The organism is Pantoea sp. SGAir0175 (genome assembly GCF_043547855.1).
Map to the genome: position 1 here is coordinate 1,813,438 of NZ_CP028081.1, position 15,097 is coordinate 1,828,534.

Genomic DNA, 15,097 nt, shown 5'->3' on the forward strand with positions numbered 1-15,097 from the left:
GAGAAAGTCATGCACTCTCTTGATGTGCAGGTGGTAAGGATGGCGCAGCAGTGGGCGGAAGCGCAGCCGGTGTGGCTGTGTACCGTGCTCAGCACGTACGGCTCATCGCCGCGCCCGCCGGGCGCGATGATGGTGATTCGCGCCGATGGGCGCTATAGCGGTTCCCTTTCCGGCGGCTGCGTCGAGGAGAATTTTATCACCCGCGTTCAGCAGCAGGCGTTCTCTGCCGCCAGTCAACTGGTGCGTTACGGTGAGGGGGGCGACACGCCTGACCGCGCGCTGCCGTGCGGCGGCGTACTGGATATTCTGGTCGAATGGTTGCCTGCAGGTGCCGCCACGCTGCGCTACTTACAGCAGCTGGAGGATGCGCTGACCGGCGCGCGTGCCATCACCAAACGCCTGACGCTGCCGCAGCCGTGTCACGCGCTCGAACCTGCGCCTTATACCCACCGCACCCGCACCCAGGTCACTGACGGTGAAATCGTTCTGACCCTGAGTGCCGCGCCGCGCCTGATCCTTGCCGGACTCTCCAGCGTCGCCGTTTACTGTGCCAACTTCGCGCTGGCGCTGGGATTCGAAACCATCGTCTGTGAACACCGTGAAGAGGTGCTGAGCAATATGGCGGCCGAACTGGCACCGGACGTCAAACTGGTGCAGCAGTTTCCCGCGGTGTATCTGGAACGCGAGGGCTGTCATGCCGCCACGGCGATTCTCTCGCTGACGCATGATGCGCGTATTGACGATCTCACCATGATGGAAGCGGTCAATCTGCCAGCATTTTATCTCGGTGCGATGGGCTCGCAGCGCAACAGCGCAAAACGCAAAGCGCGCCTGAGCGCGATTGCGGAGCTGACGCCGGCGCAGTTGCAGCGCATTCACGCACCGGTTGGGCTGGATATCGGCAGCAAAACCCCGGCGGAGATCGCGCTGGCAATCATGGCAGATATTGTGCGTCACAAAAATGGGTTAGCGGCAACGGATGCGCTCAGCCCGGTGCACGCAGCGTCTGAAGGATAACATCACTCACCCCACGAAAAACCCGGATGCACCAGAATGCCAGCAGACGGGCAAACGGCTATGCCAAATTTTCGCGCCGCAAATAATCAATAAGCTGTGCTTTATGTTTCATGATGTGATCAACGCTTGCGCTTTACCGGTAACATCTTATCTTCAGAGAAGCGTGTACAAACACCTGAACTGAGAAGGGGTATTTATGGCTAAGCGTCATTGGATTAAATCAATTGAAATTACGGCAATTATTGTCTTCGCGCTGGTGATCGCCTGGCTGGCCGTCACAGGCATCCTGTCATCAACCGGCCTCGATCATGCGTGGCCTTATCCACATCAATAACTGACTCCGGCACCAGGGAAATCAATTACGCTTAAATATAAACAGAATAAATTATCTAACCTGCACACCCGTATCAACGGCGACACCGTGTCAGCACACAGGGTTTTGGTGTCAGATTTGCCGCGTATAAATCAGCGACGTTCGTGAAACGCGTTATTCTGTTATTCAAAGTCCGCATGGCGGCTGAACATGCTCTCGCTGGTTTCACCGCACTGATGCATGATTTCAAGCACCATGGCGTCACAGGTAATGAAGCAGAGTTGCTCAAAGGCCGAGCCCATTGGCTGCGAGAATCGTCCGGCGCTGCGTGCGTTATCGGTTTTAACGTTGCCGGGTAATACCAACACGCATTTGGCCAGTCTGCCGATGCCCGAATCTGCTTTCAGGGTAATCAGCGCCACATCGACACCGCGCTCAACGGCGTTCAGCGCCAGCGCTTTCAGGCTCGCGGTTTCGCCACTGCCAGAACCAATAATCAATAAATCGCCAGGTCTGGAGTGGGGTGACGAGATTTCACCGACCAGGCTGACCGAGAAACCCAGATGCAACAGACGGTTAGCGAACGCGCGGATAGCAATGCCGCTGCGCCCGGCGCCCTGCAGGAAAATGTGTTTCGCGCTGCGAATTTGTGCGATCAATGCCTGCGCCTGGCTCTCGTCTATCTGCCGGGCGTTGTGCGCGAGTTCGGTAAGAATATGGGATACGTTTGACTGAACGGCCATGTTAATGCACTCCCGTCAGGCAATGGTTCGTCCGTCTCATTAAACAGTGAGAAGAGTGGTCGGAACAGGGCCGGTACTTTTTCAGTCTGGTCATAGCGCATTCCCTCTTAATTCAAAGACCTCATCAGTGGATGAAAAGGATACCCTGCAGAATTTCCGGTAAGAGTACACGGTCCGCTGCCCACGCGATATTGCAGCGAAAGGGGATCTTTCGATTATGCGTCCTGTGGCACAAAAGCGTTCGGAGAACAGACAAATAAAAATGCCCAGCTGTTAACCGGGCACCTATATATAAATGATGGCGGTGAGGGGGATTGATGTCACCCGGCACATCCCCGTGCCTCGCCCTCCGGGTGGCTTGCAGCCATGCAAAACGGCTATCCTGCCGTTTTGTCGCTTCGCTCACCCTGCGGGCAGCGTCGCAGGCTCCGCTGTCCAACTGGCATGCGCCAGTTGTCGAACCCCCCAACGGGGATTCTCATCCCCCCAGGTCGGGAGAATATACAAATAAAAATGCCCAGCTATTAACTGGGCACTTTTATATAAATGATGGCGGTGAGGGGGGGATTGATGTCACTCGGCACATCCCTGTGCCTCGCCCTTCGGGGGGCTTGCAGCCATGCAAAACGGCTATCCTGCCGTTTTGTCACTTCGCTCACCCTGCGGGCAGCGTCGCAGGCTCCGCTGTCCAACTGGCATGCGCCAGTTGTCGAACCCCCATCGGGGATTCTCATCCCCCCACGCGTGGAGAATATAAATGAAAAAAGCCCGTACTTGCGTACAGGCTCTTCTCTAAATGATGGCGGTGAGGGGGGGATTCGAACCCCCGATACGTTGCCGTATACACACTTTCCAGGCGTGCTCCTTCAGCCACTCGGACACCTCACCACATTTTGTTTGCTGACCGCACTGGGTCAACGGGGCGCTACTATAGGGAGTTCAGCGATAAGGGTCAAGGGCTATTTTCTCCTTTTTTTCTATTCGCTTAACCTCTGCGCAGATTGCCTTAAGCCTCTCCACTTTGCCGGCTTTGTCATCAAAATATTCCTTAACTGACACAAAAGTGTCACCGCACTGTCGCAGACTTGTCGGCGGAAACATTTGGTTATATCTACGGATAAGGATGCTGATAAATGAAACGCTTACCTCTTTTCACGCTCTCTCTGCTGGCTTCACTCACCACCACGTCCGCGCTGGCAGAGAGCGCCAGCTATCAACGCGCCGCCACCGGCGATATCACCCAGCACGGCGGCGCGCGTCGCCTGAGCGGCGACCAGACCGAGGCGCTGAAAGCCTCATTGAGCAATAGCACGGCGAAAAATGTCATCCTGCTGATTGGCGATGGCATGGGCGATTCCGAAATCACCGCGGCACGCAATCAGGCAATGGGGGCCGGCGGTTTCTTTCCCGGTATTGATGCGCTGCCGCTCACAGGCCAGTACACCCATTACTCGCTGGACAAGAAAACGCATAAGCCAAACTACGTAACGGATTCTGCCGCGTCGGCCACCGCCTGGGCCACCGGCACGAAGACCTATAACGGCGCGATTGGCGTCGATGTCAACGGCACAGATCAGGTCACGCTGCTTGAGCTGGCCAAAGCAGCAGGCAAAGCCACCGGCAACGTCTCCACCGCAGAACTGCAGGATGCCACGCCGGCCGCGCTGATGGCGCACGTTACCTCGCGCAAATGCTACGGCCCGGAAAAAACCAGCGAGCTGTGTCCGGGTAACGCGCTGGAGCAGGGCGGGAAAGGATCGATCAGCGAGCAGCTGCTGCAAACCCGTCCCGACGTCACGCTGGGCGGCGGTGCCAAATCTTTCGCTGAGCGGGCTAAAGCGGGCGACTATCAGGGCAAAACCCTGCGCGAGCAGGCCGAAATACGGGGGTTCCAGCTGGTCGATAATCTTGCCGCGCTGAATGCGGTACAGCAGGCGAATCAACAGACGCCACTGCTGGGGCTGTTCTCGGAGGGCAACATGCCGGTGCGCTGGCAGGGGCCGAAAGCCAGCTATCACGGTAATCTGGATAAACCGGTGGTGACCTGTGAGGTCAACAAAGATCGTCCGGCATCAATGCCAACCCTGGCGCAGATGACGCAAAAAGCCATCGACCTGCTCAGCCACAACGACAACGGCTTCTTCCTGCAGGTGGAGGGCGCGTCGATTGATAAGCAGGATCACGCCGCCAACCCGTGCGGTCAGATTGGTGAAACCGTCGATTTAGATGAGGCGGTGCAGGTGGCGCTGGCGTATGCGCGCGAGCATGGCGATACGCTGGTGGTGGTCACCGCCGATCACGCGCACAGCAGCCAGATCGTCGAAAACGGCACTAAAGCGCCGGGTCTGACTCAGGCGCTCAACACCAAAGATGGCGCAGTGATGACCATCAGCTACGGTAACTCGGAAGAGGATTCCCAGGAGCACACCGGCACCCAGCTGCGCATCGCGGCCTACGGTCCGCACGCGGCGAATGTGGTCGGCCTGACCGATCAGACCGACCTGTTCTTCACGCTAAAGCAGGCGATGGCATTGAAGTAAGCGCGTCAGTGCGGGCGGATGCGCAGCACCAGCAGTCCGCCCAGCACCAGTCCGCCAGCGGCCAGCAGCAGCGCGGGGTGCAGGGAAGCAAAAATCTGCACGCTGGCGGCGGAGATCAGCGGCCCGATTAGCTGGCCAGTGGCATAGCCTGACGTCAATATCGCCACGGTTTTTGCCACGCTGATATTGGAGACGGCGTGCGCCAGCTGCATCGACAGCTGCATAATCGAAAGAAACCCCAGCCCGACCATCACCGTTGAGATCAGCAGCCCGCTCACGCCCGGGATGAGCACGCCGCTGGCCACGCCCAACCCCTGCAGGAACATAACCCACGCCAGGCTGAGGCGCGTATTCAGGCGCGCTGAAAACAGCATAATCAGCACCACACCAGCCACTGCGCAAAGTCCAAACAGCGGCCAGAAAAGCGCTGCCAGCTGACCCTGAGCAAACAGGCTGTGCGCCATTTGTGACAGAAACGTCGCGGGCAAAATGTAGCCGAAACCGGCCAGCGTATAGGCCAGCCATAGCCGTTTAACCGCGCTACCCGGAGCCGCCGACGCACTTTCCCGCTGCCGTGCGGGGAGCGACGCGGGCAGCGCGCGCCACAGCAGCAGCACGCCAGCCAGCGCGACCACACCGTAGAGTTGCCAGGCGCGATCGTCATTCAGGTGTAACCGGGTGATAAGCCACGCCAGCACGCCGCTCAGGGTGATGCCAGCTCCCGGGCCGGCAAATACCGCGGCGGACATGCGCGGAGCCTGCTGCTGTGCCAGCACCATCTGCGTCCAGGAGGTGACGATAATCAGGGCCCAGGCACCACCGATACCCGCCACCACACGGAACAGGCACTGCAGCACCCAGGCATGACTAAAGCCGGAGAGCAGAGTCACCAGCGCGGTGGCCAGCAAACCGGCCTTCAGGTAGCGCGCGTGATGGGCGGTGATCCGGCTCACGTGCAGTGCACCCAGCAGGTAGCCGATGTAATTCATCGCCGCCAGCACACCAGCGCTGGAGAGGGTCAGGTGACCGTTGGCGATCATCAGCGGGATCTGCGGCGTGAGTGAAAAGCGGCCGATACCCATTACCACAATCAGGGTCACCATGCCGGTGAGCATGGTGATCAGGCTCACCCGGGTGTGCCGGACTGCTTGCCGTCCGGCGGAAACTGAATCTGCTGACATACTTTGCTTTACTCCGCTGAGATACCTTACTCTGTCCGGTGATAGTAAATGTCAATCAGTCAGTGAAAAATGGGGTGGTTTATCCTATGACTACAGGTCATACCCAGGCCGTAAAATCGCGTGGTGAAGATGTGAAAAACTTCCTTACCCGCCAGCGCGCGCGTATTGATCCACAGATCTATGGCTTCAGCCGGCAAAACCGGCGCGTCAGCGGACTACGGCGCGAAGAAGTGGCACAGCTGGCGGCGGTTAGCGTCAGCTGGTACACCTGGCTCGAGCAGGGTCGCGACATCAGTATTTCGCCCGCTGCGCTGCAGCGCATCGGCAAAGTGCTACAGCTCTCGGTCACCGAGCAGGAGTATCTTGAAGCGCTGGTGTTTGGTAACGCACATTCGCAACCTTTCAGTCATGAATTGCCGCCTGAGGTGAGGGCGATGGTGGATGCGCTGGACCCACATCCGGCGTTTGTGCGCCGCGCCAACATGGATATTGTCTACTGGAATCCGGCGGCGCAGTCGCTGATTGTCGACTGGGCGGCCCTGCCACCGGCGGATCGCAACTCGCTCAAGCTGATGTTCATCAGTGAAGCCTACCAGCAGCGCATTCATGGCTGGGAAGAGGCGGCGCGCCATACGCTGTCGGCGTTTCGCGCCGGTTATGCCGCCAGCAATCAGGCGCAGGAATTCGAAGTGGTGATCGAGGATTTGCTGGCGCGCAGCGCCGGGTTTCGCACGCTGTGGAATGACCATGATGTGGGGAAAATCGGCGCGGGCAATAAAACCCTGATTGATGTCGAAGGCAGGATGCAGACATATACCTTTACCTCACTGCAAATTGAGCAGGCACCGGGAATGCATCTGATCTTCTATCTGGCGCATTAGCGCGGCGTGCGCGGGTCGGGCGCACGCCGCCGGGGAGATTACAGACCGCGCTGTGCCATCAGGCGTGCGAGGTCAACCAGACGGTTGGAGAAGCCCCATTCGTTATCGTACCAGGCAAGGATCTTCACCAGGTTGCCACCAATCACCAGCGTCGATAAGCCGTCGATGATCGATGAGCGCGCATCGCCCTGATAATCGCTGGAGACCAGCGGCTCATCGCTGTAGCCGAGGATACCCTGCAGCGGACCGGCAGCAGCAGCGGCTTTAAAGGCGTCATTCACCTCTTCGGCCGTCACGTCGCGTTTCAGCGTCACCGTCAGATCCACCACCGAGACCACCGGCACCGGCACGCGTAGCGAGTAACCAGTTAAGCGGCCTTCCAGTTCCGGAATTACCCGGCCAAGCGCTTTAGCCGCGCCGCTGGAGTAGGGCACAATCGACAGCGCCGCCGCACGCGCGCCGCGCAGATCTTTCTCTGGCTGGTCGTGCAGCGCCTGACTGTTGGTGTAGGCATGGGTGGTGTTCATCAGACCGTGCTCAATACCAAACGCCTGATGCAGCACCTGCGCGGCGGGCGCCAGGCCGTTAGTGGTACAGCTGCCGTTGCTCACTACAAAGTGCAGTTGCGGATCGTAGCGCTGGTCGTTGACGCCCATCACAATCGTCAAATCATCATTTTTGCCCGGCGCAGAGATGATCACGCGTTTGGCGCCGCCGTGCGTGATATGCACCGCGGCCTTGTCACGCTCGGTAAAAAAGCCGGTGGCTTCGATGACGATATCCACGCCCACTTCACGCCAGCGAATATTGGCCGGATCGCGCTCGCTGAACACCCGCACTGGTTTGCCATCAATGCGCAGCTCGCCGTCGCCAGCGCTGACTTCTGCCGGCAGCCGACCCAGCAGGGAGTCGTGCTTCAGCAGATGCGCCAGCGTTTTGCTGTCGGTGAGATCGTTAATCGCCACAATATCGATGTCGCTGCTGCCCAGCGCGGCGCGGAATACGTTACGTCCGATACGGCCAAAACCGTTAATGCCTACCTTGATCATGACTGACTCCTTAGTGAAGTTACTGCAGTCACTTTAGGCCGGAGGCGCGCTGGCGTAAACGACAAAAAAGGATCACTTTACGCCATTTTGCGGCTGTGAAAGCGCTGGCGATATTCGTTGGGCGTGAGATGCAGCTGGCGCTCGAAGCTGCGCCGCAGGTTAATGCTGCTGCCAAAGCCGGTGGCGATGGCGATGCGTTCCAGCGTCTCGCGCGTCTGCTCCAGCCGTTCGCGCGCCGCCGCCAGCCGCGCTTCAGCCACATAGCGCGCCGGTGAAACGCCGGTTTCGCGGCTGAACACGCGGGTAAAGTTACGCGGGCTCATCGCCACCTGGGCCGCCAGTTTCTCCACCGACAGGTCTTCCGCCAGATGGGCGGCGATCCAGCTCTGCAACTGAGCAATCGGCCCCGACTCGCTGACGGACTGCAGGTGAAAGCGGCTGAACTGCATCTGGCCGCCGGGACGACGCAGATACATCACCATATCCTGTGCGATGTCGCGCGCCACGCTGAAACCAAAATCTTCCTCTACCAGCGCCAGCGTCAGATCGAAGCCGGAGCTGACGCCGCCAGAGGTCCAGATTGGGCCATCCTGGATATACAGCGGGCCGCCTTCAACCTGCACGCGTGGATAGCTGGCCTGCAGCGTGTCCAGCAGACGCCAGTGGCTGGTGGCGCGCCGGCCATCCAGCAATCCCGCCTCCGCCAGCAGCATTGCCGCCCCGCAAATCGACACCACGCGGCGCGCCTGCGGGGCAGCCAGCTTAATCCAGTCCACCACCATGTTGCGTTCTTCGGGGTTATCACCGCGGCCGGTAATCATGATGGTGTCCCAGCGTTCGCGCGGATCGAGTTCAGCCAGTTTGAGGTCGGCGAGCAGATTGAGGCCGGACTGGCCGTGGATCACCTGGTGCGGCTGCGTGGTTGCAATGCTGATACGATAGCGTGCGCCAGCCACGCCCACCGGCAGGTGCAGGTTGGCGTGCATGAGGATGTCGGCGATACCCGCCGCTTCGAACAGCATGCCGCCGTCCGGGACAATAATCAGAAAGGTTTTCATGGCGTAAAATGTACCTGCGCCACGAAAGAAGTCAATGTAGCAAGGGCTATCAGGCGCGCGAGCTGAATACCCGGCCGCGGCCATCAGACTGGGCATTTCCGGCGGCACCGTACAGGCGCTGATCGGCTCGGGCCTGTTGGTTCAGGCGCTATATTTATATAAAATCATGATGTCGCAAATGATGCTTATTTCCCTCATCGTGCAGTTAAAAATATCTGCAGACTGAAGCGTTGGATGCCAGATTAATCAGGTGCCTGTTATTTTGGAAGTGAAATGCCAGGATAGGTTAAGAGAAACACTGTTTTATAAAGCATTCCTTTGCCATGCAGTGATAATGACTACGATAATGAGCAGCTGAGTAAATCAGGCTTAAAACCATCAATTATATTCTACCTGCAGAAAAGTCAAACCACGCTCACGGATAATGCGCGCGGTGCCCAGCGCGTAAGGTAATTCACGCGCGGCACCATTAACCTGCAGGGTTTCGCTCTTTTTAATCCCTTCGCGCGTGCAGTTCAGCGAGACGCTGCGCGTCACGGCATAATCACAGGAGGGTTCAACGATCGCGCCGACGAACGTGATTTGACCGTCGGCGGCAAGGGTAGCGTGGCTGGTAAGTAAAGCTATCATCGGTAACAGCAATCTTTTCATCACAGAGGCCCTTTGAGAAGTCGGGAATTACCCGGTTAATGTCGTCTTAATGACTAATAGCGCGCCACAGTTGAATATTGCTTAAACCGCGGCGTTTCCGTGTTAAGGCATATTATTACGATGGCTTAGCCAGTGCGTCGTCATGTTTTACGCAATCGCCTCAGCAATAAACGCTTATGCCTGCATTAAGCGCAGCTATTATATTAGTAAGCAACCAGGATTAATCGGGTGAGCAGGGCGGTGAAATAAGCGTATTAAACCGGATAGATTTATTAGCGCGATAACGTCAGGACAGAAAACGGGCAGATAGCGTGTTGGTGTAAGCCGCTGAGGGAGAGAAAAGCGGGCTGTGGTGAAGTTAAGCAGGCGCACCCGACATCGGTGCGCTCTTGCTTTTATCAGCTGCGGGAAATCTGCGCCAGCGTCACGTCGGCTGACGCAGCGCCTGCGGCGACACCATCGATAAACAGCGCACGCTGTTCACCGGCGGGCAGGGCAATCTGCAACGTTTGCCATGCCGGCTCATAATCACCCTTGCGCCGCAACGTAAGGTGAATGGCTGTGGCTTCGCAGCGCATTTCCCACTGCAGCCACAGCGCATTGCCGTGCTGATAACCCCAGGATTCGCCATCATCTTCGAACAGTTCGCCGTGGCTAACGCCTTTGCCCTGCAACGGGTAGAGCTGCAGCGTGCGACGATCGTCTGCGGCGGCGTCGACGTGAGCAATACGCTCGCTGAGTGGCAGTGCCGCACCCGCGCGCACCAGCAGCGGCTGCGTTTCCAGGGGCGCAGGCAAGGTGATCCACTGACCCCCGCTGTACCACTGCTGCGTGGCGAAATCATACCAGCCGGTCTGGTTGTCGGGCAGCCACAGGCGGCGTTCACGCAGGCCAGGTTCCACTACGCTGGCGACCAGCAGATCGCGGCCGAGCAGGAATTCATCACACTCAGCAAAGGTCTGGGCATCGTGTTCATGATCGAGGAACGTCGGGCGCAGCATCGGTTCATCGTCCGCATGCGCCTGCCACAGCAGCGTGTAGAGATACGGCAGCAGGCGATAGCGCAGCGCAATGGCCGCCCGAATCGCGGGTGTGACCGAAGGATACATCCACGGCTCATTCACGGTGTGATCGTCATTCCACGAATGAATGGTGAAGCGCGGATGCATGACGCCATTCTGCACCCAGCGCACAAACAGCTCTGCGTCGGGTTTATCCCCCGAGAAGCCGCCGACGTCGTGACCGACGTTATACAAGCCGGACAGGCTCATGCCGAGGCCCATGCGAATGTTGTAGCGCAGCGAGGTCCAGTTGGTGCGGTTATCGCCGCTCCAGGTTTGCACGTAGCGCTGCATCCCGGCGCAGCCGGAGCGCGAAATCAGGAACGGTCGCTGTTCGGGGGCAAAGCGCTGTTGCGCCTCCATCGAGGCGCGCATCATCAGCAGCGGCATCACCGGGCGAATATGCTTGATGGCAATCGGCGTACCGAAGCCGTGGCAGCGCGCTTCGCCGTCCCAGACTTCATACTCGTTGTTATCATTCCAGGTGGCGTCGATGCCTTTTTCCAGCAGCTGACGGGTGACGTTCTCCTGCCACCAGGCCACCGTTTGCGGATGGGTGAAATCGAGGTGCGATCCTTCATCATCCCAGAACACCGAGCGCTCTGGCACATCTTCTTCCGAATCGCGGATAAACAGTCCCTGAGCCGCGACTTCTTCATAGCGCGGGTGATCCTGCAGCAGGCAGGGTTTGATGTTGGCCGCCAGGCGCAGCCCGGCATCGTGAAATGCCTCGCTCATCGCTTCCGGCTGCGGCACTTTGTCGTAGTTCCAGTTGAACACATAACGCTTGTTATTGATCGAGGTATAACCCGAAGAGATCTGGAAGGAGTCGCACGGAATAGCGTGCTCCTCACACAGGCGGATGAAGTTCATCAGCTGGTTTTGCGCGTCCGGCGCATCGGTGTAGTGCATGGTCGAGCCGCTGTAGCCCAGACTCCATTTGGGGCCGAACAGCGTTTTGCCGGTCAGGCGCACGAAGGTTTTGGTGATATCCAGCACCCGCTTACCGACAAACAGGTAGTAATCGATATCGCCACTCTCCGCCTGCCAGCGGCGATACGGCTGGTGATAGTTATCCAGCTCGTTACCCAGATCGAACCAGCTGGTGCTGAGGTTATCGTAGAACAGGCCAAAGCTGACGTCGTTACGCCGCGTGAGGGTGAAGGGCACATGTTTGTACAGCGGATCGGTGGAGGAGGCGTTGTAACCCATAGCATCCAGATTACGCATCTCAAAGCGTTTGTCGTTGCGTTGCAGATCGCCAGTTTTTTCGCCCAGACCGTAGTAGCGGTCGTCCGCCATGCGGCGCTGATAGTGCGCCACGCCGTCGCCGTGTGCGTTGATCTGATAGGCGCTGGTGGGGCGATCGCCGGTCAGCAGTTGCCAGTCGCCTGCGGCATCACGGTACCGCCACTCCAGCGCCAGCGGCTGACGCACTATCACGCGCAGCGTGTCGGTACTGATGGTCAGACAATTGGCTTCTTCCTCCAGCGTAAAACCGGGCAGGCTAAACCCGGCCAGGCTGTCGCGCGGACGCCCTTCCCATGGAACATCCTGTTCCGGTGCAATGCTCCAGGTGCGGTCCAGACTGTAGTTGCCGTGGCGCTTGATCACCACGCGGAACAGACCTTTTTCCAGCACGTACAGGCACAGATGGTGTTTGCCATCGACGTTAAGCACCACATGGTGATGATCAGAATGGGCTAAAGACCAGTTTTTTAAGGTTTTCATCGTTACCTACTTCATTGGGTCGCTGAACGACGCTCAGCAATAAACGCAATCAGGAAGACTGCACCGATCAGGTCAAAGAAGCCCATGGCGACAAACAGCGGGTTAAAGCCGATTTTGTCAGCCGTCACGCCAATCACCAGCGAAAACAGGAAGCTGGAGATCCAGGCAAACGAGCCGCGCATGCCATTCACCGTGGCCATCTGGCCCTTATCAAATTTTTCCACCACCAGCGCACTCAACATGCAGGAGATGATCTGATGACCAAAACCGCCAATCGAGATCAGAGCAATCGCGACATAGGGGTCTTTGGTCATCGCCACCAGCGCCAGCGACAGCATCAGAAAGGCGCCGGTGACCGAGCTGGCGACAACGGAATTCACCTGCCTGAAGCCAAACAGCCGGGTATAGATGCGCGTCAGGTAGCCGCTGGCTGCACTGCCGAGATCCGCCGCGAGGAACGGCAGCCAGGCGAACATGGCAATCTGTTTCAGGTCCATTCCCAGGTCTTTTGCCAGATAGAGCGGCACCCAGAAACTCAACACGCCCCATGCCGGTTCAGCCATAAAAGCGGGAATGGCGATACCGTAAAAACGCTTGTTTCTGGAGACGGTTTTCAGGGCTTTGAAAAAGGGCAGTTTGACCGCCGGTGGCTCATTATCCTGACGAATAAAGGCCAGCTCATCGCTGCTGAGATTCGGGTTACGTTCCGGATCGCGATACAACAGCCACCACAGCACCACCCAGCCCAGAGCCAGACAGCCGGTAAACAGGAATGCGCCCTGCCAGCCGAACGAGGCGTGGGCAAAGTAGATGATGGGAGGTGCCAGCATAGCGCCAATCGAGAAGCCGACGCCGGCCCAGCCGGCCGCAATCGGACGCTCTTTTTTCGGGAACCATTCACCAATCACTTTGGCGTTAGCTGGCGTGGCGGCCGCTTCAGCTCCGCCCATGACAAAGCGCAAGATGGCCAGGTGCAACCAGCTGGCGGCGCCGGCATGGAACAGACAGGCCAGCGCCCAGATGGTGGCGCAGATGAAGAAGCCGAGTTTGAGGCCAATGACGTCAATCAGCCAGCCGCAGATTGGTTGAAAGAAGGTATAAGCCAGCTGAAAAGCGCCGACTATCCATGAATATTGTTCTGTGGTGATGCCGAGACTGGTTTTCAGCTCGGGGGCCAGAATGCCTAACGAGTTACGGGTAATGTAGTTGACGGTGACACCGGCGAGAAACAGCACCAGCACCCACCAGCGCAGATGACGGATGACGCGTTTCGTGCCGGTTGCGGCAATCCCTGGGTTCAAACTGCGGTTCATCGGATTCTCCATTCATTATTAACAGCATGTGTGAGCAACGTCTGTGACTGCCTGGCCGGAGGTGGAGTCCATACCGGCCAGCGCATAACCCTGGCCCTTGATTGCCGGGCGTGGCGTGATGCGTCCTGTTTTAACTATCCGCCGGGAGTGAACCACAGTTAGGCCAGGTGGTCGCCAGCCTGATGCGGTATTTGTGATCTGGTTAACCAAAATCATTTATCAGGTTGACTTCCGCCGGTGAAAAGCCGAATTTGACGCTGCGCAGGCGCTTTTTATGACTCATAAAGCGCTTCGCTTGTAAAATTGGTCAACCAAAATGGAAGGGCTTTGAGGATGATGCTCAGGCCCGCAGGAGAGAACGACATGAAGCAGACCTGGCGCTGGTATGGCCCTGACGATCCCGTTTCACTCGCCGATGCCCGACAGGCGGGCGCTACCGGCATTGTGACTGCCCTGCATCACATCCCTAACGGCGAGGTGTGGCCGGTTGAGGAGATTTTGCAGCGCAAAGCGATGATTGAGGCGGCCGGGCTGGTCTGGTCGGTGGTGGAGAGTGTGCCGATCCATGAGGAGATCAAAACCGGCAGCGGGGAGTGCCAAAAGTGGATCAGCAACTATCAGCAGTCGCTGCGCAATCTGGCGCAGTGCGGCATCCACACCGTATGCTACAACTTCATGCCGATTCTGGACTGGACGCGCACCGATCTGGCGTTCGAGCTGCCGGATGGCGCGAAAGCGCTGCGCTTCGATCAGATTGAATTTGCGGTATTTGAGCTGCATATCCTGCAGCGTCAGGGCGCAGAAAATGATTACAGCGCTGACGAGATAGCCCAGGCTGCTGCGCGCTTCGCCAGCATGAGCGAAGAGCACAAGCTGCGGCTGACGCGTAACATCATCGCCGGATTACCCGGCGCGGAAGAGGGCTATACGCTGGCGCAGTTCCGTGCTCAGCTGGCGCGCTATGACGGCATCGACAAAGCCCGGCTGCGCGAGCACTTTGCCACGTTCTTGCGCGGCATTATCCCGGTCGCTGAAGAGGTCGGTATTCGCATGGCGGTACATCCTGACGATCCGCCGCGCCCGATCCTCGGCCTGCCGCGTATCGTTTCCAATGCCGACGACCTGCAGTGGATGATCGACACCATCGACAGCCCGGCCAACGGCTTCACGATGTGTACCGGCTCCTACGGCGTACTGGCGGAAAATGATTTAGCCGGCATGGTGAAACGTTTTGGGCCGCGCATCTATTTTGCCCATCTGCGCTCAACCCGGCGTGAAGCCAACCCCAAAACCTTTCACGAAGCCGCGCACCTTGGCGGCGATGTCGATATGTTTGCGGTGATCAAAGCGATTGCCGAAGAGGAGCAGCGCCGTCGTAATGCGGGGCAGGAAGACCTGATCCCGATGCGGCCCGACCACGGGCATCAGATGCTGGACGATCTGCATAAGAAAACTAACCCGGGTTATTCCGCGATTGGCCGGCTGAAAGGTCTGGCTGAGATTCGTGGCGTTGAGCTGGCGATACACCGCGCCTTTTTCTGACGCCGGTCGCCCTGTAC

12 protein-coding genes and 1 tRNA gene are annotated in these 15,097 nt (G+C 58.3%); 5 read left to right on the plus strand and 8 right to left on the minus strand.

The window, feature by feature from the left end; all coding sequences use genetic code 11:
• The first annotated feature begins 9 nt into the window (after nt 1-9).
• Together C1N56_RS08305 and C1N56_RS08310 are read left to right on the plus strand one after the other, a co-directional pair.
• Nucleotides 10-1,017, plus strand: coding sequence for an XdhC family protein (locus tag C1N56_RS08305; RefSeq protein WP_394517379.1), 1,008 nt, complete (start codon nt 10-12; stop codon nt 1,015-1,017).
• 196 nt (nt 1,018-1,213) lie between these two features.
• Entirely contained in the window at nt 1,214-1,351 is a 138-nt protein-coding gene (locus tag C1N56_RS08310) for a hypothetical protein (RefSeq protein ID WP_021509915.1), read from the plus strand.
• Between the two features lie 161 nt (nt 1,352-1,512).
• On the opposite strand, the gene hxlB is transcribed toward C1N56_RS08310, so the two are convergent.
• The gene (gene hxlB, locus C1N56_RS08315; RefSeq protein WP_059009582.1) at nt 1,513-2,073 is read right to left on the minus strand and encodes a 6-phospho-3-hexuloisomerase; all 561 of its coding nucleotides are present in this window, start codon (nt 2,071-2,073) and stop codon (nt 1,513-1,515) included.
• A gap of 800 nt (nt 2,074-2,873) precedes the next feature.
• A tRNA-Ser gene (locus C1N56_RS08320) sits at nt 2,874-2,961 on the minus strand.
• Nucleotides 2,962-3,206: 245 nt separating this feature from the next.
• On the opposite strand from C1N56_RS08320, the gene phoA reads away from it, so the two are divergent.
• Complete coding sequence (gene phoA, locus C1N56_RS08325) at nt 3,207-4,613, plus strand: alkaline phosphatase (RefSeq protein ID WP_278708643.1); 1,407 nt, start codon at nt 3,207-3,209, stop codon at nt 4,611-4,613.
• A gap of 5 nt (nt 4,614-4,618) precedes the next feature.
• On the opposite strand, the gene C1N56_RS08330 is transcribed toward phoA, so the two are convergent.
• The gene (locus tag C1N56_RS08330; RefSeq protein WP_394517380.1) at nt 4,619-5,794 is read right to left on the minus strand and encodes a YbfB/YjiJ family MFS transporter; all 1,176 of its coding nucleotides are present in this window, start codon (nt 5,792-5,794) and stop codon (nt 4,619-4,621) included.
• Nucleotides 5,795-5,880: 86 nt separating this feature from the next.
• Here C1N56_RS08330 and C1N56_RS08335 point away from each other — a divergent pair, with 86 nt between their 5' ends.
• The gene (locus tag C1N56_RS08335; RefSeq protein WP_058757432.1) at nt 5,881-6,675 is read left to right on the plus strand and encodes a helix-turn-helix transcriptional regulator; all 795 of its coding nucleotides are present in this window, start codon (nt 5,881-5,883) and stop codon (nt 6,673-6,675) included.
• A 38-nt stretch (nt 6,676-6,713) separates the two neighbouring features.
• Here C1N56_RS08335 and gap read toward each other — a convergent pair whose 3' ends face one another.
• The 5 genes from gap to C1N56_RS08360 form a co-directional block, all read right to left on the minus strand.
• Nucleotides 6,714-7,724 (minus strand): type I glyceraldehyde-3-phosphate dehydrogenase, encoded by a 1,011-nt coding sequence (gene gap, locus C1N56_RS08340; RefSeq protein ID WP_132462284.1) that lies wholly within the window; start codon nt 7,722-7,724, stop codon nt 6,714-6,716.
• A gap of 77 nt (nt 7,725-7,801) precedes the next feature.
• Nucleotides 7,802-8,782 carry a GlxA family transcriptional regulator gene (locus tag C1N56_RS08345; RefSeq protein ID WP_059009576.1) on the minus strand — a complete coding sequence of 327 codons (981 nt, stop codon included), beginning with the start codon at nt 8,780-8,782 and terminating at the stop codon, nt 7,802-7,804.
• A gap of 378 nt (nt 8,783-9,160) precedes the next feature.
• Entirely contained in the window at nt 9,161-9,412 is a 252-nt protein-coding gene (locus tag C1N56_RS08350; protein ID WP_146068790.1) for a hypothetical protein, read from the minus strand.
• 419 nt (nt 9,413-9,831) lie between these two features.
• Nucleotides 9,832-12,225, minus strand: a complete 2,394-nt coding sequence (locus tag C1N56_RS08355; RefSeq protein ID WP_394517381.1) for a glycoside hydrolase family 31 protein — start codon at nt 12,223-12,225, stop codon at nt 9,832-9,834.
• An 11-nt stretch (nt 12,226-12,236) separates the two neighbouring features.
• Nucleotides 12,237-13,538: an MFS transporter gene (locus C1N56_RS08360; protein WP_021509925.1), complete on the minus strand. Its 1,302-nt coding sequence runs from the start codon at nt 13,536-13,538 to the stop codon at nt 12,237-12,239.
• Nucleotides 13,539-13,901: 363 nt separating this feature from the next.
• Between C1N56_RS08360 and uxuA the strand changes: the two genes are divergently transcribed.
• Complete coding sequence (uxuA, locus tag C1N56_RS08365; RefSeq protein ID WP_264239888.1) at nt 13,902-15,080, plus strand: mannonate dehydratase; 1,179 nt, start codon at nt 13,902-13,904, stop codon at nt 15,078-15,080.
• The last annotated feature ends 17 nt before the right edge of the window (nt 15,081-15,097 follow it).